Genomic DNA, 19,377 nt, shown 5'->3' on the forward strand with positions numbered 1-19,377 from the left:
AAATTGTATGACCGACCCCGAGTACATGGACCGCGCGGAGGCCCTTCTGGCCGCCATCGAGCGCGGGTGCGACCGCATCAACGACGAGACCGATGCGGACATCGACAACCAGCGCGTGGGCGGCATGATCACCATCACGTTCCGCAACGGCAGCCAGCTGATCATCAACCTGCAAAAGCCGCTGCAGGAGATCTGGCTCGCGGCGCGCTCGGGTGGCTACCACTACCGGCATGACGGAAGCGCCTGGCGGGACACCAAGACCGGCGCCGAGTTCTACGAGCAGCTCTCCCGCGAGGCCACGGCCCAGGCCGGGCTGGCCTTGCGCTTCGCCGCGTAGCGGCTAATGATGAAGGCGCGGCGGTCAAGGCCTGCCGCGCGGGCCGCCATCCTCAGTTCCTGAACAGGTCCAGGATCCGGTTGCGTTCTTCGGGATGCGGCTGCGGCGCTTCCGTGCCGCCACTCGTTGCAGACGGCTCGGAGCTTGTTACTGGAGCCGCTTCCACGCCCAGCGAAGCCACGCCGCGGCCCGGCGCATAGTCGTCGAAGTACCACTCGCCGCCCACATTCACCACGCCGCTGGAAGGCGGTGTGACCTCGGCCACCGGCACGCCCTTGAGGGCGGTCTGCATGAAGTTGATCCAGATCGGCAGGCTCAGGCCGCCGCCGGTTTCCTTGTCGCCCAGGCTGCGCGGCGTGTCGTAGCCCATCCAGGCGATGGCGGTCATGGTCGGCTGAAAGCCGGCGAACCAGGCGTCGAGCGAGTCGTTGGTGGTGCCGGTCTTGCCGTACAGGTCGGGCCGCTTGAGCGTGCGCTGCGCGTTGGCCGCGGTGCCGGAACGCGCGACTTCCTGCAGCAGGCTGTCCATGATGAAGGCGTTGCGGGCCGAGATGGCGCGCATGGTCTCGTTGGGCAGCGGCGGCTGCTTGTCGACCAGGACCTTGCCCTTGTGGTCGGTCACCCGCGTGATCAGGTAGGGGTTGACGCGATAGCCGCCGTTGGCGAACACCGAATAGCCCACCGCCATCTGCATCGGCGTGACCGAGCCCGAGCCCAGGGCCATCGGCAGGTAGGGTGCATGCTTCTCGCGGTCGAATCCGAAGCGTGTGATCCAGTCTTGGGCGTAGTGCGTGCCGATGGACTGGAGGATCCGGATCGACACCATGTTCTTCGACTTGGCCAGGGCCTTGCGCATGGGCATGGGGCCGTCGAAGCCGCCGCCGTAGTTCTTGGGTTCCCATGGCTGGCCGCCGGTGGTGCCTGCGTCGAAGAACAGAGGTCCGTCATTGATCACCGTGGCGGGGGTAAAGCCCTTTTCGAGCGCGCCGGAGTAGATGAACGGCTTGAAGCTGGAGCCCGGCTGGCGCCAGGCTTGCGTGACGTGGTTGAACTTGTTCTTGTCGAAATCGAAACCGCCCACCATGGCCTTGACTGCGCCGTCGCGCGGGTCCATGGCCACGAAGGCGCCCTCGACTTCGGGCAGCTGGGTGATTTCCCAGCTGTCCTTGGGTGTGCGCGCCACCCGGATCACCGCGCCGCGGCGGATCTTGATGTTGGGTTGTGCCTTGTCGGACAGGCCGGTCTGCGCCGGCTTCAGGCCTTCGCCGGTGACCACGATGGTCTCGCCGTTGGCCCGCACGGCCTGCACTTCCTTGGCCGAGGCCTTGAGCACCACGGCGGCCAGCACGTCGCCGTTGTCGGGGTGGTTGGCCAGCGCGTCGTCCACGGCATCGTCCAGTTCGGCCGGGTCGCCCGGCAGGGTGACGAACTTCTCGGGGCCGCGGTAGTACTGCTTGCGCTCGTAGTCCATGATGCCCTTGCGCAGCGCCTTGTAGGCCGCCGACTGGTCGGCGGCGACGAGCGAGGTGTAGACGTTCAAGCCCCGGGTGTAGGTGGCTTCGCCGTACTGCGCGAACATCAGCTGGCGAACGGTTTCGGCCACGTACTCGGCATGCAGCCGGTCGGGGTTGGAGCCGTCCCGCAGGTTCAGCTGTTCCTTGCGGGCCTCGTCGGCCTGCTGCTCGGTGATGAAGCCGGCGTCGACCATGCGATCGATCACATACAGCTGGCGCGCGCGTGCGCGGCTGGGGTTGTTGACCGGGTTGTTCGCGCCGGGCGCCTTCGGCAGGCCGGCCAGCATGGCGGCCTGGGCGATGGTGATTTCCTGCAGCGGCTTGCCGAAATAGGCTTCGGAAGCAGCGGCGAAGCCATAAGCGCGGTTGCCCAGGTAGATCTGGTTGAGATAGATCTCGAGGATCTGGTCCTTGGTCAGCAGGTGCTCGAGCTTGAAGGTGAGCAGGATCTCGTAGATCTTGCGGGTGAAGGTTTTCTCGGAACTCAGGTAGACGTTGCGCGCGACCTGCATCGAGATGGTCGAGGCGCCCTGGCTCTTGACGCGGTTCATGTTGGCGATGGCCGCCCGCATCACCCCTTTGTAGTCGACGCCGCCGTGTTCGTAGAAGCGGGCGTCTTCGGCCGCCAGCACGGCGTCTTTCATGACCTTGGGAATGGTGCCGATGGGCGTGAGATTTCGGCGCTCTTCGCCAAATTCTCCGATCAGCACACCCTCCGATGAGAATACCCTCAGAGGCAATTTGGGCCGGTATTCCGACAGCTCCGAAATGTCGGGCAGATTCGGATAGGCCACAGCCAGGGCAACTGCAATGACAAAAAGCACCGACAGCGCGGCAGCGGCTACCAGCCCTGTGCCCCACAGCAAAATGCGCAGGGCCCACGTCAGCCACCAGGGGCGTTGCGAAGGAGGGGGAGGGGAAGACTTGGTGCGCCCGGACGGGCGATTCTTATCGGGCATGAGGTCGGGCGAAGTCAATGCCCATTATAAAAACGCGACCCCCGCCAAAGGCCTCGCAGAGGCGCTTAAGACCCAAGTACTCCAAATTGTGACCTAAGTTGCATCAGCGCACTTTTACGTCGACTTTTGACAACGAATGTTGCCCGGCGCGTACCTTGTCGCTTGGTGCGGTGCGGAGCTTGCACTAGCATCTGCCGAAGCCGGAATTTTTACGCATATTTTTCGAATCGTTACAACTTACCGGGATCGAACTTGGCTGCATTTGGTTCGCTGTTTCGCCGTCAATCCGCGCCCCTGCTCGGACTTGACGTCAGTTCGTCCAGCGTGAAGCTGGTCGAACTCGGGCGCGACGCGTCGGGCAAGTTGGTGCTCGAGCGTTGTGCGATCGAGCCGCTGGAGCGCGGCTGGATCACCGACGGCAACGTCGAGAAGTTCGACGAGGTCGCCGAAGCGGTGCGCCGCGTCGTTCGCAAGAGCGGCACGCGCACCAAGCACGCCGCCCTGGCGCTGCCGCCCTCGGCGGTGATCACCAAGAAGATCATCCTGCCGGGCGGCCTGAGCGAGCCGGAGCTGGAGATCCAGGTCGAATCCGAGGCCAATCAGTACATTCCCTTCTCGCTCGACGAAGTGAGCCTGGACTTCTGCGTGATGGGGCCGGCCAACAACGCCACCGGCGACGTCGAAGTGCTGATTGCCGCCTCGCGCAAGGAAAAGGTGCAGGACCGCCAGGGCCTGGCGGAAGCAGCAGGCCTCAAGGCCATGATCCTGGACGTGGAATCGTTCGCCTCGCGCCTGGCGGCCTCGCGCCTGATCGAGCAGTTGCCGGGCCAGGGCCAGGATGCGGTGGTCGCCCTGTTCGAAGTGGGCGCCGCCACGACCAGCATGCAGGTGCTGCGCAACGACGAGCTGATCTACGAGCGCGACCAGGCCTTCGGCGGCGCGCAGCTTACGCAGCTGATCGTGCGCCAGTACGGTTTTTCCGCCGAGGAAGCCGAGACCAAGAAGCGCAGTGGCGACCTGCCGGACGACTACGGCACCGGCGTGCTCAAGCCTTTCGTGGCCAGCATCGCCCAGGAGATTGCCCGCGCGCTCCAGTTCTTCTTCACCAGCACGCCCTACAACCGGGTCGACTACGTGCTGCTGGCGGGCGGCTCGGCCTCCTTGCCCGGCCTGACGAGCGCCGTCACGCGCCAGACGTCCTTCGCCTGCTCGTTGATCAATCCCTTCGAAGGCATGGAAATGGCTGGCGGCATCCGTGAGAAGAAGGTGCGCCGCGAGGCGCCGTCGTACCTCACCTCGTGCGGGCTGGCCATGCGGAGGTTCCAGCAGTGATCCTCATCAACCTGCTCCCGCACCGGGAGGCGGCGCGCAAGCGCCGCCGTGAGAATTTCTATGCGGCGCTCGGTGCCTCGGCGCTCGTCGGCGGCCTCCTTGCCGGCGCCGCCTATGTGTGGTTCGAGGCGCAGATCTCCAACCAGAATTCGCGCAATCAGTTCCTGCAGACCGAAATCACCAAGCTCGAGGCGGAGATTCGCGAGATCTCCACCCTGCAGGCCGAAATTGCCGCGCTGCGTGCGCGCCAGCAGGCGGTGGAAGACCTGCAGGGCGACCGCAACATGCCGGTCCACCTGATGAACGAGCTGGTGCGTCAGTTGCCTGACGGCGTGTACCTCACGACCATGAAGCAGGACAACCAGACGGTGACCCTGCAAGGCATGGCGCAGTCGAACGAACGGGTGTCCGAGCTGCTGCGCAACCTCGGCAACAGCAGCCCGTGGCTGGTCAAGCCCGAACTGGTCGAGATCACCGCAGCCACGGTGGCCTTGAGCCAGCGCGACCAGCGCCGGGTGGCCAACTTCACGATGCGCATCGGCCTGAAGCGGCCGACGGACGCGAACAAGCCAGCGCAGGATGCGCCGGGCGGCAAGGCGCCGGCCCAGGCAGCGAAGGGATAAGGCGTATGGCAAAAAAACGCTCCACGCAAAGAGTCGATGTCGGCGCGTCCGTGCGCCGCTGGGCGGACCAGTTCCGCGGGCTCAACACGAACGACCCCTCCGTCTGGCCGCCGCTGCCGCGCTACGCCCTGTTCCTGCTCATCGTGGTGGCAGTACTGGTGGCGCTGTGGTTCGTCTGGCTCACCAACTCGAACGATGAGCTCGATGCCGCGCGCGCCAAGGAAGTCGCGCTGCGCGAGGACTACAAGAAGAAGGTGGCGCAGGCCGCCAATCTCGATCTGCTCAAGAAGCAGCGCGAGCAGGTGCAGCAGTACGTGCTCCTGCTGGAAAAGCAGCTGCCCAGCAAGGCGGAAATGGACGCCCTGCTTTCCGACATCAACCAGGCGGGCCTCGGACGCAGCCTGCAGTTCGAACTGTTCCGCCCCGGCCAGGTGTCGGTGAAGGACTACTACGCCGAGTTGCCCATCGCCGTGCGCGTGACCGGCCGCTACCACGACATGGGCTCCTTCGCTGCCGACATTGCCAACCTCTCGCGCATCGTGACGCTCAACAACCTGGCGATCGTGCCGTCCAAGGATGGCGCGCTCACCATGGACGCCACGGCCAAGACCTTCCGCTACCTGGACCCTGAAGAGCAGGCAGCCCAGAAGCGCGCGGCCACGCAGAAGGGGGCGAAGAAATGATGCGCTTCGCCCGCACCACCGCTTGCCTCGGCCTGTCGGCTCTGGCGCTGGCCGGCTGCTCCGGCTCCGAGCACGAAGAACTCCAGCAGTGGATGAACGAGCAGCGCGCCCAGGTGCGCCCCAACGTTCCGCCCATCGCCGAGCCGAAGAAGTTCGTGCCGCAGGCCTACACCGAAGGCGCCGCCTTCGAGCCCTTCAACAGCCAGAAGCTGACCCAGGCGCTGCGCCGCGACACCAACCAGCCGGCCATGTCCGGGCTGATCGCGCCCGAGCTCACCCGCCGCAAGGAAGCCCTGGAGGCCTATCCGCTGGATGCCATGGCCATGGTCGGCAGCCTGAGCCGCAACGGCCAGCCGGTGGCGCTGATCAGCGTGGACAAGCTGCTCTATCAGGTCAAGGTGGGCAACTACCTCGGACAGAACTACGGAAAGATCACCCGGATCACCGAAACCGAACTCGGCTTGCGTGAAATCGTGCAGGACGCCGCCGGTGAATGGATCGAACGCCCGGCGACGCTGGTGTTGCAAGAGAGGTCGAAGAAATGAAGCAAAGAAAAAACGCGATGGCGACGTGGCTGCGTGCCATCGGCGCCTCGGTCCTCGTGCTCGGCGCCACCTGCGCGGCCTATGCACAGAACGCCATCGAATCGGTGACCAGTTCGGTGCAAGGGGGGACGGAGCTTGTTCGCATCGACCTGACCCAGCCGCTGGCCGCCGTGCCAAACGGCTTCGCCATCCAGTCGCCGGCGCGCATCGCGCTGGACTTTCCCGGCGTGAGCAACGGCATCGGCCGCAACACCGTCGACATCAACCAGGGCAACCTGCGCTCGGTCAACGTCGTGCAGGCCGGTGATCGCACCCGGCTGGTGCTCAACCTGAGGGATGCGACCACCTACAAGGCCGAATTGCAGGGCAAGTCGGTGCTGGTGTCGCTCGGCCAGGTGGCCGGCGTGGCGCAGGTTCAGACCACCACCTCCCAGTTTGCCGAGAACCGCAACCGCGATTCGCTGCCGCTGCGCGACATCGACTTCCGCCTGGGCTCGGACAAGACCGGCCGCGTGATCGTCGACCTGGCCAACAACCAGGTGGGCGTGGACATCCGTCCCCAGGGCAAGAACCTGATCGTCGAGTTCACCAAGACCACCCTGCCCGAAGGCCTGCGCCGCCGCCTGGACGTGGCCGACTTCGGAACGCCCGTGCAGACCATCACCACCCAGCAGCAGGGCGACCGCGTGCGCATGGTGATCGAGCCCAAGGGCGAGTGGGAACACAGCGCCTACCAGAGCGACAACCAGTTCGTGGTGGAAGTGCGTCCGCGCAAGGTCGATCCGACCAAGCTGACGCAGGGCGTGGGCTACAGCGGCGAGAAGCTGTCGCTGAACTTCCAGAACATCGAGATCCGCTCGCTGCTTCAGGTGATCGCCGATTTCACCAACTTCAACATCGTGACCTCCGACTCGGTGAGCGGTGCCCTGACCCTGCGCCTGAAGGACGTGCCCTGGGACCAGGCGCTGGACATCATCATGCAGGCCAAGAACCTGGGCATGCGCAAGAACGGCAGCGTGCTGTGGATCGCGCCCAAGGACGAGATCGACGCCAAGGAAAAGCGCGAGTTCGAAGCCCAGGCAGCCATCGCCAACCTGGAGCCGCTGCGCACGCAGTCCTTCCAGCTCAACTACACCAAGGCGGCGGTCATCGCCCAGGGCCTGACTGGCCAGGGCCTGGCGGGCGGCGGCGGTGGCGGCGGCTCGGGCAGCAACAACACCCGCATCCTGAGCCCGCGCGGCAGCGTGATTGCCGAGACGCGTACCAACCAGCTGTTCGTCTCCGACATTCCGTCCCGCCTGGCCGACGTGGCCGAGCTGATCCAGAAGCTGGACGTGCCGGTGCGCCAGGTGCTGATCGAGGCGCGCATCGTCGAGGCCTCGGACACCTTCGGCAAGTCGCTGGGTGTGCGCCTGGGCGGCGGCATCGTGAACAACAACAATTCGATCGGTGTGCAGCCCACCATCTCGAACGGCAGCGCCACCTTCACCGCAAGCAACTCCAACTTCGTCAGCCTGCCGGCCATCAGCCCGAGCGGCACCGGCAACACGCCCGGCACCTTCGCGATCTCGCTGTTCAACTCCAGCTTCTCGCGCCTGTTGAACCTGGAAATCTCCGCCCTGGAAGCCGACGGCAAGGGCAAGGTGGTGTCCAGCCCGCGTGTGGTGACGGCCGACCAGACCAAGGCGCTGATCGAGCAGGGCACCGAGCTGCCCTACCAGGTGGCGACGTCCAGCGGCGCGACCTCCATCGCCTTCCGCAAGGCCAACCTCAAGCTCGAGGTCACGCCGCAGATCACGCCCGAAGGCAACATCATCCTGACCCTGGACGTGAACAAGGACACGGTGGGCCAGCAGACCCTGGCCGGCTTCGCCATCAACACCAAGCACGTGCAGACCGAAGTGCTGGTGGAGAACGGCGGCACGGTCGTCATCGGTGGTATCTTCGAGCTCACCGAACAGAATGACGAATCGCGGATCCCGGTTCTGGGTGAAGTGCCCTATGTGGGGGCATTGTTCCGGACGCGCAATCGCACATTCAACAAGACCGAAATGCTCGTCTTTATCACCCCGAAGATGATTACCGACCGCAACGCCGCGCGCTGAGGCGCGCCTGGCGTGTGCCTACCCCTGCGTGGCGGTAGCGCTGATCGGCCTCCCCGGATCGGGGAAATCTGCAGTCGGGCGACGCTTGTCGCAGCGACTGCAGTGGCCTTTTGTGGACACCGATACGCTCATCGAGGAGCGCATCGGCTGCTCCATCCGGGAATATTTCGAGCGCGAAGGCGAGGCGAGCTTCCGGGACCTGGAGCAGGCGACCATCGCCGAGCTGGCGCAGTCGCCGCACGGCGTGCTGTCCACCGGGGGTGGCTCGGTCCTGCGCGAGGCCAACCGGCATCAGCTGCGGCGCGGTTTCCATGTGATCTACCTGCGCTCCTCGCCCGAAGACCTCTTCCGGCGCCTGCGCCATGACGTGAAGCGCCCCTTGCTTCAGGTGCAGGATCCGCTCGGGCGCCTGCGCGAACTGCATGCGGCGCGCGACCCGCTCTACCGCGAAACCGCGCACGACATCGTCGAGACCGGGCGCCCCACGGTCGCCATGCTGGTCAACCTGATCGTCATGCAGTTGGAACTGGCCGGAATCGCCGTTCCCCCGTCGTCCGACGAGCAGGGTTGACCGCGCCCGGCCGGCGTGGCGCCGGGTGAGCGCCTAAACTCGGGGGCTCTATGCCAGTGCCAGCCCCCCACGAGCGTGTCGAGATCGAACTCGGCGACAGAAGCTATTCCATCCTGATCGGCAGCGGCCTGCTGCAAGACCCGCAGTCGCTGGACGCATTGCCCCGCGCCGCGCAGGCCCTGATCGTCACCAACACCACCGTCGCGCCCCTTTACGCAAAGGCGCTGCGCGAGGCGCTGGCCGGCCGCCACGAGCAGGTGCATGTGCTGGAACTGCCCGACGGCGAGGCGCACAAGAACTGGCAGACGCTCAACCTGGTCTTCGACGCGCTGCTGGGCCACGGCTGCGACCGCAAGACGGTTCTGTACGCCCTGGGCGGCGGCGTGGTGGGCGACATGACCGGTTTCGCCGCGGCGAGCTATATGCGCGGCGTGCCCTTCGTGCAGGTGCCGACGACGCTGCTGGCGCAGGTGGATTCTTCCGTGGGTGGCAAGACGGCCATCAACCACCCGCTGGGCAAGAACATGATCGGGGCCTTCTACCAGCCGCACCGCGTGCTGTGCGACCTGGCAACCCTCACGACCCTGCCGCCGCGCGAACTCAGCGCAGGGCTGGCGGAAGTGATCAAGTACGGGCCGATCTACGACATGGATTTTCTCGACTGGATCGAGCAGAACCTGCAGGCGCTGACGGCCCGGGAGCCGGCGGCCCTGGCGCACGCGGTGCGCCGCAGCTGCGAGATCAAGGCGCTTGTCGTGGGCCAGGACGAGCGCGAGTCCGGCCTGCGGGCCATCCTCAACTTCGGCCACACCTTCGGCCACGCGATCGAGTCGGGCCTGGGCTATGGCGAGTGGCTGCACGGCGAGGCGGTGGGTTGCGGCATGGTGATGGCGGCACATCTGTCGCAGCGCCTGGGCGGCGTGGATGCCGCTTTCGTTGAACGCCTGACGCGCCTCGTGGAGGCTGCCGGCCTGCCGGTGCGCGGCCCGGCCCTGGGGGCTGAGCGCTACCTGGAACTCATGCGCGTCGACAAGAAGTCGGAGGCCGGCGAGATCCGCTTCGTGGTGCTGGACAAGCCAGGCTCGGCGGTGGTGCGCGGCGCGCCCGATGCCATGGTGCGCGACGTGCTGGCCGCTTGCTGCGGGCCGGCCTGAATGATCCGGGCAGGCTCCCAATGACGCTGGCCCGCTATGCCAGCCACGCCGCCGCATCGCGCGGCAGGCGCCATCCGGAGCCGCCGGCGCCAACCCGCGACGACTTCCAGCGCGATCGCGACCGCATCGTCCATTCCACCGCCTTTCGCAGGCTGGTCTACAAGACCCAGGTCTTCCTGAACCACGAGGGCGACCTGTTCCGCACCCGCATGACGCATTCGCTGGAAGTGGCCCAGCTCGGCCGGTCCGTGTCACGTTCGCTCGGGTTGAACGAAGACCTGGTCGAGGCCATTGCGCTGGCCCATGACCTCGGCCACACGCCTTTCGGCCACGCGGGCCAGGACACGCTGAACGCCTGCATGGCCGGGCACGGCGGCTTCGAACACAACCTGCAGAGCTTGCGGGTGGTCGACCGGCTGGAGCACCGCTATCCGCAGTACGACGGGCTCAACCTCAGCTTCGAGACGCGCGAAGGCATCCTCAAGCACTGCTCGCGCGCCAACGCCGAACGCATCGAGGCGGCGGAGCCGGGCGGCGTGGCGCACCGCTTCATCGAGAACACGCAGCCGAGCCTGGAAGCGCAGTTGTGCAACCTGGCCGACGAGATCGCCTACAACGCACACGACATCGACGACGGCGTGCGCTCCGGCCTGATCGACATCGACCAGTTGAGGCAGGTGGAACTGTTCGAGCGTTTCCGCCATGAAGCGGTTGCGGAATATCCGGATCTGGCCGGCCGGCGGCTGCTCTACGAAACCATCCGCCGCATGCTCAGCAGCCAGGTCTACGACGTCATCGACGCCACCCGCGCCGCGCTCGACGAAGCGGCACCGTCCGATGCCGACGCCGTGCGGCATTGCCAGCGGCTGGTGCATTTCAGCCCGCAGATGCGGTCGCAATCGAGCGAGCTCAAGCGCTTTCTCTTCGCCAACCTCTACCGCCATGCCCGGGTGGTGCAAACGACCACGCAGGCGCAGCAGGTGGTGCGCGAGCTGTTTGCCGCCTATCTTTCGCAGCCGGACGAAATGCCGCCGGACTACGCGCGGCAGGAAGACACGCCCCGCGCGGTGGCCGACTACATTGCCGGCATGACGGACCGCTTCGCGATGCGCGAGCACGAACGCCTCACCGGACGTACATGGACCGTCTGAATCCCGCCGTGGCTTCGCAGGCCCGCGAACGGGTGCCGGTGGCCGCCTTCGCGGTGATGGCCGCAGGCGTCAGCGCCGCGTTGCACCTGGGCAAGCTCGCGCCTGCAATACCCGCCCTGCGCGATGCCCTGGGCGTCGGTTTGGTCGAAGCGGGCTTCCTTCTTTCGCTGGTGCAGGTGGCGGGCATGACGCTGGGTCTGGCCGTCGGGCTGATGGCCGACACGCTCGGGCTGCGCAGGAGCATGCTGGCCGGCCTGGCGCTGGTCACGCTCGCCGGGGCCGCCGGGGCGCTGGTTCAGCCCGGGGCGCACGCGCTGGCGCTGCTCCTGGTCTTTCGGGCGCTGGAAGGCGTGGGTTTCCTGCTGGCCGTGATGCCGGGTCCGGGCCTGATCCGCACCCTGGCGCCACCGTCCGCGGAGGAGGCAGCCATGGGCCTGTGGGGCGCGTACATGCCGCTGGGCGTGGCCCTGGCGCTGCTCGCCGGCCCGCCATTCATCGCGCAGTTCGAGTGGTCCGGGTGGTGGTGGCTGATGTCGGCCATCTCTGCTGCGGCGGCAGCCTGGGTCTGGTTCATCGTGCCTGCCGATGCCCGCCGGCCGAGCGGCCAGCGAGGTGCGCCCGATTGGCGCGGCCGCCTGTCGCTGACGCTGGGTGCACCCGGCCCGCGCCTGCTGGCCCTGGCATTCGCCGTCTATTCGGCGCAGTGGATGGCCGTGATCGGCTTCCTGCCCGCCATCTATGCGGATGCCGGCATCGCGGCCGGGTGGACGGGCGTGCTCAGCTCGGCAGCGGCCGCCACCAACATCGTGGGCAACCTGGCGGGTGGCCGCCTGTTGCAGGCCGGCGTGAGGCCGGGGCGCCTCTTGCGCTGGGGCTATGCCGTCATGCTGCTGGGCAGCGTGGCGGCCTTCGCGCAATGGGGCCATGGCGCCGACGCGTGGTCTTTGCCGGCGTCGGTGCGCTACGCTTGCGTGTGCCTGTTTTCACTGGGCGGGGGCATGGTGCCGGCCACACTGTTCATGCTCGCGGTGCGGCTGGCGCCGTCCTCGTCGACCGTATCGACCACGGTGGGCCTGATGCAGCAAGCTTCCTCGCTGGGACAATTCTTCGCGCCGCCGGCCGTGGCCTGGCTGGCGATGCGCGCCGGCGGCTGGCAGTGGACCTGGGTCGCCACGGTCGCTTGCTCGCTGGTCGGCATGCTGGCGGCCATGCGGCTGGCGTATCTTCATCTTCATGTTTCCCCTTCTTCAGGCGCCCGGACTTCGAGTTCCTCATGATCGACAGCGACAACCCATCCATGGCCCACGGCATCGCGGATGAAGCACAGGTGCTGGCCGATGTGCGGCACTGGCTCGAGCGTGCCGTGATCGGCCTCAACCTCTGCCCCTTTGCGAAGGCGGTGCATGCCAAGGGACAGATCCACTACGCGGTCTACCACCTGGCCGACGACGCCGGCTTGCTCGATGCCTTGCTGTTCGAGGCGGCCCAGCTGGTGGCGCACGACGCGGCGGTGCGAGACACCACGCTGCTGGTCGCGCCGCATGCCCTTGCGGACTTCCTGGACTTCAACGATTTCGTCGGCCACGCCGAGCGGCGCATGGCGCGCGCCGGTTTCGAGGGCACGCTGCAGCTGGCCAGCTTCCATCCTCGCTTCCAGTTCGCCGGCAGCGAGGAGGGCGACATCGGCAACGCGACCAACCGCTCGCCCTATCCGATCCTGCACCTGCTGCGCGAAGACAGCGTGAGCCGGGCGGTGGACGCCTTTCCGGATGCGGCCGACATCTTCGAGCGCAATATCGCGACGCTGGAGCGCCTCGGCCCCGAAGGCTGGGCGGCGCTGAAGGTCGGGCCCGGCGGAGCATCGGCATGAACCAAGCCTCCAAGCTTTCCAAGGCGGAAAAGTCGCAGGCCGAGGTGCTGCAGGAATTGCGGCCCGGGCAGTCGGTGGAACTGCTCAAGGAACTGCACATCCTCACGCGCGAAGGGCGGCTCAACCAGGATTCGCGCCGCAAGCTCAAGCAGGTCTACCACCTGTTCCAGTTCATCGAGAAGCTGCTGCTGGAACTGCCCGAGCAGGGCGCCCATGCCAGCCTGGCCGACCACGGTGCGGGCAAGTCCTATCTCGGCTTCATCATCTTCGACCTGTTCTTCCGGCAGCGCGCCGGCCAGGGGCATGTGTTCGGCATCGAGACCCGGCCGGAACTGGTGGCGCGCTCGCGCGAGCTGGCGGCGCGGCTGGGTTTCGAGCGCATGAGTTTCCTGAACCTCAGCGTGGCCGAGGCGACCACCGCCACGGCGCTGCCCGAGCGCATCGACGTGGTGACCGCGCTGCATGCCTGCGACACCGCCACGGACGACGCCATCGCCTTCGGCCTGGCGAAGAAGGCGCGCTTCATGGTGCTGGTGCCCTGCTGCCAGGCCGAGGTGGCGGCCTGCCTGCGCCAGAGCAAGGCCCTGTCGCTGTCGCGCACGCCGCTGGCCGAACTGTGGCGCCACCCGCTGCACACGAGGGAAATCGGCAGCCAGCTCACCAACGTGCTGCGCTGCCTGTACCTGGAGGCGCACGGCTACCAGGTGACCGTGACCGAGCTGGTCGGCTGGGAGCACAGCATGAAGAACGAGCTCATCATCGCCCGCCACACCGGCCACCGCAAAGCCAGCGCAGCCACGCGGCTGCGCGAACTGCTGGCCGAGTTCGGGCTCGAACCGCTGCTGGAAACCCGCTTCAAGCTCGCCTGAGCGTCACACGCCGCACCGCCATGGCACGTCTTCCGCGCCTGACCTTGCCGGGCCAGCCCCACCACGTGATCCAGCGTGGCAACAACCGGCAGGACATCTTCGTCGACCGGCAGGACCGGGAGATGCTGCTGTCGCTCATCGGCGAGCATGCGGCCCGCCTGCAGGTGGCGCTGCACGCCTATGTGCTGATGGACAACCACTTCCACCTGCTCGCCACGCCGAGCACGGACACCGGCCTTCCGCAGTGGATGCAGGCGGTGGGGCGCCGGTACGTGCGCTACTTCAACGACCGGCATGGCCGCAGCGGCACGCTGTGGGAGGGGCGCTACCGGTCCACGCTGATCCAGACGGACCGGTACTTCCTAGCCTGCATGGCCTACATCGACCTGAACCCGGTGCGTGCCGGCATGGTGGCCGATGCGCGCGATTTCCCGTGGTCCAGCCACGGCCACTACGCGGGGCTGCGCTCCGACAGGATCATCACGCCCCACGCGCTGTACTGGTCGCTGGGCAACACGCCCTTCGCGCGCGAAGCGGCCTATTCCGACCTGGTGCGGGCCGGCGTCGCGCAGGCCGACGTCCAACTGCTGACCGACTCCACCTTGCGCGGCTGGGCCGCCGGCGACGCGGACTTTGTCCAGGCGTTGCAGGCGAGCACGGACAGGCGCCTGGTCAAGGGCCGTCCCGGCCGTCGCCCGCGGGCCGAAAACCCCTAGCGTTGGTGCGCATTCTGGCGCTGGTCGAAAGGGCTTGATGCGCCTCCATTTAATGTGTCCCCAATTAATTTCCGACAAGAGAAGTCAAAAATTAAATGGAATCTGACCCCTAATAAAGTATTTGGCATTGTTTGTGCAACGCAATATCCTTGCGATCCCTGCGAAAAAACTGTCCCTCAAGGAGTGCGCCATGACGACGGCTGCCGAAATCCAACACCTTCAAGAACACGGCCTCTATTCGGCCGCGGACGAGCATGACGCCTGCGGCGTCGGCTTCGTCGCCCACATCAAGGGCGAGAAGAGCCACAACATCGTCCAGCAGGCGCTCAAGATCCTTGAAAACCTCGACCATCGCGGCGCCGTGGGTGCCGACAAGCTGATGGGCGACGGCGCCGGCATCCTGATCCAGCTGCCCGACGCGCTCTACCGAGACGAAATGGCCAAGCAGGGCGTCGCGCTGCCGCCGCTGGGCGAATACGGCGTGGGCATGATCTTCCTGCCCAAGGAACACGCCTCGCGCCTGGCCTGCGAGCAGGAAATGGAGCGCGCGATCAAGGCCGAGGGCCAGGTGCTGCTGGGCTGGCGCGACGTGCCGGTGAACCGCGACATGCCCATGTCGCCCACGGTGCGCGAGAAGGAGCCGATCCTGCGCCAGGTCTTCATCGGCCGCGGCACCGACGTGATCGTGCAGGACGCGCTGGAGCGCAAGCTCTACGTCATCCGCAAGACCGCCAGCGCCAACATCCAGCGCCTGAAGCTCAAGCACAGCAAGGAATACTACGTTCCCTCGATGTCGAGCCGCACGGTGGTCTACAAGGGTCTGCTGCTGGCCGACCAGGTCGGCACCTACTACCTCGACCTGCAGGACAAGCGCTGCGTCTCGGCGCTGGGCCTGGTGCACCAGCGCTTCTCGACCAACACCTTCCCCGAGTGGCCGCTGGCCCACCCGTACCGCTACGTCGCCCACAACGGCGAAATCAACACGGTCAAGGGCAACTACAACTGGATGAAGGCGCGCGAAGGCGTGATGAGCTCGCCGGTGCTGGGCGCCGACCTGGCCAAGCTGTACCCGATCAGCTTCGCCGGCCAGTCCGACACCGCCACCTTCGACAACTGCCTCGAGCTGCTGACGATGGCCGGCTACCCCATCAGCCAGGCCGTGATGATGATGATTCCGGAGCCCTGGGAGCAGCACGCCACCATGGATCCGCGCCGCCGCGCGTTCTATGAATACCACGCCGCCATGCTCGAGCCCTGGGACGGCCCGGCCTCGATCGTGTTCACCGACGGCCGCCAGATCGGCGCCACGCTGGACCGCAACGGCCTGCGCCCCTCGCGCTACTGCGTGACCGACGACGACCTGGTCATCATGGCCTCCGAATCGGGCGTGCTGCCCGTGCCAGAGCAGAAGATCGTGCGCAAGTGGCGCCTGCAGCCCGGCAAGATGTTCCTCATCGACCTGGAACAGGGCCGCATGATCGACGACGAGGAAGTCAAGGCGACGCTGGCCAACAGCAAGCCCTACAAGCAGTGGATCGAGAACCTGCGCATCAAGCTCGACAGCGTACAGGGCGAAGCCGCCCCGGCGCCCCAGTCGGATGTCAAGCTGCTCGACCTGCAGCAGGCCTTCGGCTACACCCAGGAAGACATCAAGTTCCTGATGAGCCCGATGGCGCAGGCCGGCGAGGAAGGCATCGGCTCGATGGGCAACGACAGCCCGCTGGCCGTGCTCTCCAGCAAGAACAAGCCGCTGTTCAACTACTTCAAGCAGCTGTTCGCGCAGGTGACCAACCCGCCGATCGACCCGATCCGCGAAGCGATCGTGATGTCGCTGGTGTCCTTCGTGGGCCCCAAGCCCAACCTGCTGGACATCAACCAGGTCAACCCGCCGATGCGGCTCGAGCTGAGCCAGCCGATCCTGGACTTCGCCGACATGGCCAAGATCCGCGACATCGGCAAGTACACGCAGGGCAAGTTCAAGAGCTACACGCTCGACATCACCTATCCGCTGGCATGGGGTGACGAAGGCGTGGAAGCCAAGCTGGCCTCGCTGTGCGCCGAGGCGGTGGACGCCATCAAGGGCGGCCACAACATCCTGGTGGTGAGCGACCGCGGGGTGAGCGCCACGCAGGTGGCCATTCCGGCGCTGCTGGCGCTGTCTGCGGTGCACCAGTTCCTGGTGCGCGAAGGCCTGCGCACGACGGCCGGCCTGGTGGTGGAAACCGGCTCGGCACGCGAAGTGCACCACTTCGGCGTGCTGGCCGGCTACGGCGCCGAAGCCGTGCATCCCTACCTGGCCATGGAAACCCTGGCCGCCATGCACGAGGACCTGCCCGGCGACCTCTCCGCCGACAAGGCCATCTACAACTACGTGAAGGCGATCGGCAAGGGCCTGTCCAAGATCATGTCGAAGATGGGCGTGTCCACCTACATGAGCTACTGCGGCGCCCAGCTGTTCGAGGCCATCGGCCTGAACAGCGAAACGGTGGCCAAGTACTTCACCGGCACCGCCAGCCGCGTGGAAGGCATCGGCGTGTTCGAGATCGCGCAGGAAGCCATCCGCATGCACAAGGCCGCCTTCGGCGACGACCCGGTGCTGTCGAATATGCTGGACGCCGGCGGCGAATACGCCTGGCGCACCCGCGGCGAAGAGCACATGTGGACGCCCGACGCCATCGCCAAGCTGCAGCACAGCACGCGCGCCAACAACTTCAGCACGTACAAGGAGTACGCGCAGATCATCAACGACCAGAGCCGCCGCCACCTCACGCTGCGCGGCCTGTTCGAGTTCAAGTTCGACCCGACCAAGGCCATCCCGGTGGACGAGGTCGAGCCGGCAGCCGAGATCGTGAAGCGCTTCGCCACCGGCGCCATGTCGCTGGGTTCCATCAGCACCGAGGCGCACTCGACGCTGGCCATTGCCATGAACCGCATCGGCGGCAAGAGCAACACGGGCGAGGGCGGCGAAGACCCGATGCGCTACCGCAACGAGCTCAAGGGCATCCCGATCAAGCAGGGCGACACGCTCAAGAGCGTGATCGGCGCCGAGAACGTCGAGGTCGACCTGCCGCTGAAGGACGGCGACTCGCTGCGCTCGCGCATCAAGCAGGTGGCGTCGGGCCGCTTCGGCGTCACGGCCGAGTACCTGGCCTCGGCCGACCAGATCCAGATCAAGATGGCTCAGGGCGCCAAGCCGGGCGAGGGCGGCCAGCTGCCGGGCGGCAAGGTGTCCAACTACATCGGATTCCTGCGCTACTCGGTGCCGGGCGTGGGCCTCATCAGCCCGCCGCCGCACCACGACATCTACTCGATCGAGGACCTGGCGCAGCTGATCCACGACCTGAAGAACGTGGCGCCGCATTCGTCCATCAGCGTGAAGCTGGTGAGCGAAGTGGGCGTGGGCACCATCGCCGCGGGCGTGGCCAAGTGCAAGAGCGACCACGTGGTGATCGCAGGCCATGACGGCGGCACGGGCGCATCGCCCTGGTCGTCGATCAAGCATGCCGGCAGCCCATGGGAAATCGGCCTGGCCGAGACGCAGCAGACGCTGGTGCTCAACCGCCTGCGCGGCCGCATCCGCGTGCAGGCCGACGGTCAGATGAAGACCGGCCGCGACGTTGCCATCGGCGCGCTGCTGGGCGCCGACGAATTCGGCTTCGCCACCGCGCCGCTGGTGGTCGAGGGCTGCATCATGATGCGCAAGTGCCACCTGAACACCTGCCCGGTGGGCGTGGCCACGCAGGACCCGGTGCTGCGCAAGAAGTTCTCGGGCAAGCCCGAGCACGTGGTGAATTACTTCTTCTTCGTGGCGGAAGAAGTGCGCCAGATCATGGCCCAGCTGGGCGTGCGCAAGTTCGACGACCTGATCGGCCGCTCCGACCTGCTGGACATGCGCAAGGGCATCGAACACTGGAAGGCGCGCGGCCTGGACTTCAGCCGCCTGTTCGCCCAGCCGCAGGTGCCGGCCGACGTGCCGCGCTTCCATGTCGACTCGCAGGACCACGGCCTGGAAAAGAGCCTGGACGTGCGGCTCATCGAGAAGTCGCGCCCCGCCATCGACAAGGGCGAGAAGGTGCAGTTCATCGAGGTGGCGCGCAACGTCAACCGCTCGGTGGGCGCCATGCTCTCGGGCGCGCTGACCAAGGTGCATCCGCAGGGTCTGCCGGACGATTCCATCCGCATCCAGCTGGAAGGCACGGGCGGCCAGTCCTTCGGCGCCTTCCTGCAGCGCGGCATCACGCTGTACCTGATCGGCGACGCGAACGACTACACCGGCAAGGGCCTGTCGGGCGGCCGCGTGGTGGTTCGCCCCAGCCTGGACTTCCGCGGCGAAGCGGCCAAGAACATCATCGTGGGCAACACCGCGCTGTACGGTGCCACCACGGGTGAAGCCTTCCTGTGCGGCGTGGCGGGCGAGCGCTTCGCGGTGCGCCTGTCGGGTGCCACCGCGGTGGTGGAAGGCACCGGCGACCACGGCTGCGAATACATGACCGGCGGTACCGTTGCGGTGCTGGGCAAGACCGGCCGCAACTTCGCCGCCGGCATGAGCGGCGGCGTGGCCTTCGTCTACGACGAGGACGGCGAGTTCGCGTCCCGCTGCAACATGGCCATGGTGTCGCTGGACAAGGTGCTCACGTCGGCCGAGCAGACGGCCAGCGTCAAGCGCGGCCTGTGGCACGGCGGCCAGACCGACGAAGCCCTGCTGCGCAAGCTGCTGGAAGACCACCACCGCTGGACCGGCAGCAAGCGCGCCCGCGACCTGCTGGACCACTGGGCCACCGCGCGCACGCGCTTCGTGAAGGTGTTCCCCAACGAGTACAAGCGTGCCCTGTCCGAGATGCACGACCGCGAAGTCGAGGCCAGCAGCGCCGGCAACAACGCCCACGCGGGCCTGGAGCCGCACGCCACCCGCGCGCCGGCCAAGGTCTGAGCGCAGGCGGCGAGAAGC

General features: G+C 66.7%; 15 protein-coding genes. 14 read left to right on the plus strand and 1 reads right to left on the minus strand.

Annotated elements, in window-relative coordinates; all coding sequences use genetic code 11:
* Positions 1 to 7: 7 nt before the first annotated feature.
* A complete protein-coding gene (cyaY, locus tag VSO01S_RS00875) occupies positions 8 to 337 on the plus strand; it encodes an iron donor protein CyaY (RefSeq protein WP_068639917.1) in 330 nt (109 codons plus the stop codon).
* A 52-nt stretch (positions 338 to 389) separates the two neighbouring features.
* Here the strand turns inward: cyaY and VSO01S_RS00880 are convergent, their stop codons facing one another.
* Positions 390 to 2,810, minus strand: a complete 2,421-nt coding sequence (locus tag VSO01S_RS00880) for a penicillin-binding protein 1A (protein ID WP_068640009.1) — start codon at positions 2,808 to 2,810, stop codon at positions 390 to 392.
* Between the two features lie 252 nt (positions 2,811 to 3,062).
* On the opposite strand from VSO01S_RS00880, the gene VSO01S_RS00885 reads away from it, so the two are divergent.
* From VSO01S_RS00885 to VSO01S_RS00945, 13 genes are all read left to right on the plus strand, one after another.
* Positions 3,063 to 4,142: a pilus assembly protein PilM gene (locus VSO01S_RS00885; protein ID WP_068639918.1), complete on the plus strand. Its 1,080-nt coding sequence runs from the start codon at positions 3,063 to 3,065 to the stop codon at positions 4,140 to 4,142.
* A complete protein-coding gene (locus VSO01S_RS00890; protein WP_068639919.1) occupies positions 4,139 to 4,765 on the plus strand; it encodes a PilN domain-containing protein in 627 nt (208 codons plus the stop codon). The genes VSO01S_RS00885 and VSO01S_RS00890 overlap by 4 nt, the downstream gene beginning before the upstream one ends.
* Before the next feature lie 5 nt (positions 4,766 to 4,770).
* On the plus strand, positions 4,771 to 5,448 hold the full coding sequence (locus VSO01S_RS00895) for a type IV pilus inner membrane component PilO (protein WP_068639920.1): 678 nt from the start codon (positions 4,771 to 4,773) through the stop codon (positions 5,446 to 5,448).
* Positions 5,448 to 5,993, plus strand: coding sequence for a pilus assembly protein PilP (locus tag VSO01S_RS00900; RefSeq protein ID WP_068639921.1), 546 nt, complete (start codon positions 5,448 to 5,450; stop codon positions 5,991 to 5,993). Before VSO01S_RS00895 ends, VSO01S_RS00900 begins: the two co-directional genes overlap by 1 nt.
* Positions 5,990 to 8,098, plus strand: a complete 2,109-nt coding sequence (locus VSO01S_RS00905) for a type IV pilus secretin PilQ (protein ID WP_068639922.1) — start codon at positions 5,990 to 5,992, stop codon at positions 8,096 to 8,098. Before VSO01S_RS00900 ends, VSO01S_RS00905 begins: the two co-directional genes overlap by 4 nt.
* Positions 8,099 to 8,126: 28 nt before the next feature.
* Positions 8,127 to 8,669, plus strand: coding sequence for a shikimate kinase (locus tag VSO01S_RS00910; RefSeq protein ID WP_068639923.1), 543 nt, complete (start codon positions 8,127 to 8,129; stop codon positions 8,667 to 8,669).
* 50 nt (positions 8,670 to 8,719) lie between these two features.
* On the plus strand, positions 8,720 to 9,823 hold the full coding sequence (gene aroB, locus VSO01S_RS00915; protein ID WP_068639924.1) for a 3-dehydroquinate synthase: 1,104 nt from the start codon (positions 8,720 to 8,722) through the stop codon (positions 9,821 to 9,823).
* Between the two features lie 20 nt (positions 9,824 to 9,843).
* On the plus strand, positions 9,844 to 10,974 hold the full coding sequence (locus VSO01S_RS00920; RefSeq protein ID WP_068639925.1) for a deoxyguanosinetriphosphate triphosphohydrolase: 1,131 nt from the start codon (positions 9,844 to 9,846) through the stop codon (positions 10,972 to 10,974).
* Positions 10,962 to 12,251, plus strand: coding sequence for an MFS transporter (locus tag VSO01S_RS00925; protein WP_068639926.1), 1,290 nt, complete (start codon positions 10,962 to 10,964; stop codon positions 12,249 to 12,251). The genes VSO01S_RS00920 and VSO01S_RS00925 overlap by 13 nt, the downstream gene beginning before the upstream one ends.
* Complete coding sequence (locus tag VSO01S_RS00930) at positions 12,248 to 12,844, plus strand: DUF1415 domain-containing protein (protein ID WP_068639927.1); 597 nt, start codon at positions 12,248 to 12,250, stop codon at positions 12,842 to 12,844. Before VSO01S_RS00925 ends, VSO01S_RS00930 begins: the two co-directional genes overlap by 4 nt.
* On the plus strand, positions 12,841 to 13,713 hold the full coding sequence (locus VSO01S_RS00935; RefSeq protein WP_068639928.1) for a class I SAM-dependent methyltransferase: 873 nt from the start codon (positions 12,841 to 12,843) through the stop codon (positions 13,711 to 13,713). Before VSO01S_RS00930 ends, VSO01S_RS00935 begins: the two co-directional genes overlap by 4 nt.
* 20 nt (positions 13,714 to 13,733) lie before the next feature.
* Positions 13,734 to 14,429 carry an REP-associated tyrosine transposase gene (locus tag VSO01S_RS00940; protein WP_068639929.1) on the plus strand — a complete coding sequence of 232 codons (696 nt, stop codon included), beginning with the start codon at positions 13,734 to 13,736 and terminating at the stop codon, positions 14,427 to 14,429.
* Between the two features lie 190 nt (positions 14,430 to 14,619).
* Positions 14,620 to 19,359 carry a glutamate synthase-related protein gene (locus tag VSO01S_RS00945; RefSeq protein ID WP_068639930.1) on the plus strand — a complete coding sequence of 1,580 codons (4,740 nt, stop codon included), beginning with the start codon at positions 14,620 to 14,622 and terminating at the stop codon, positions 19,357 to 19,359.
* The last annotated feature ends 18 nt before the right edge of the window (positions 19,360 to 19,377 follow it).

The sequence above is a fragment of the Variovorax soli NBRC 106424 genome (assembly GCF_001591385.1).
Taxonomy (GTDB): Bacteria; Pseudomonadota; Gammaproteobacteria; order Burkholderiales; family Burkholderiaceae_C; genus Variovorax; species Variovorax soli.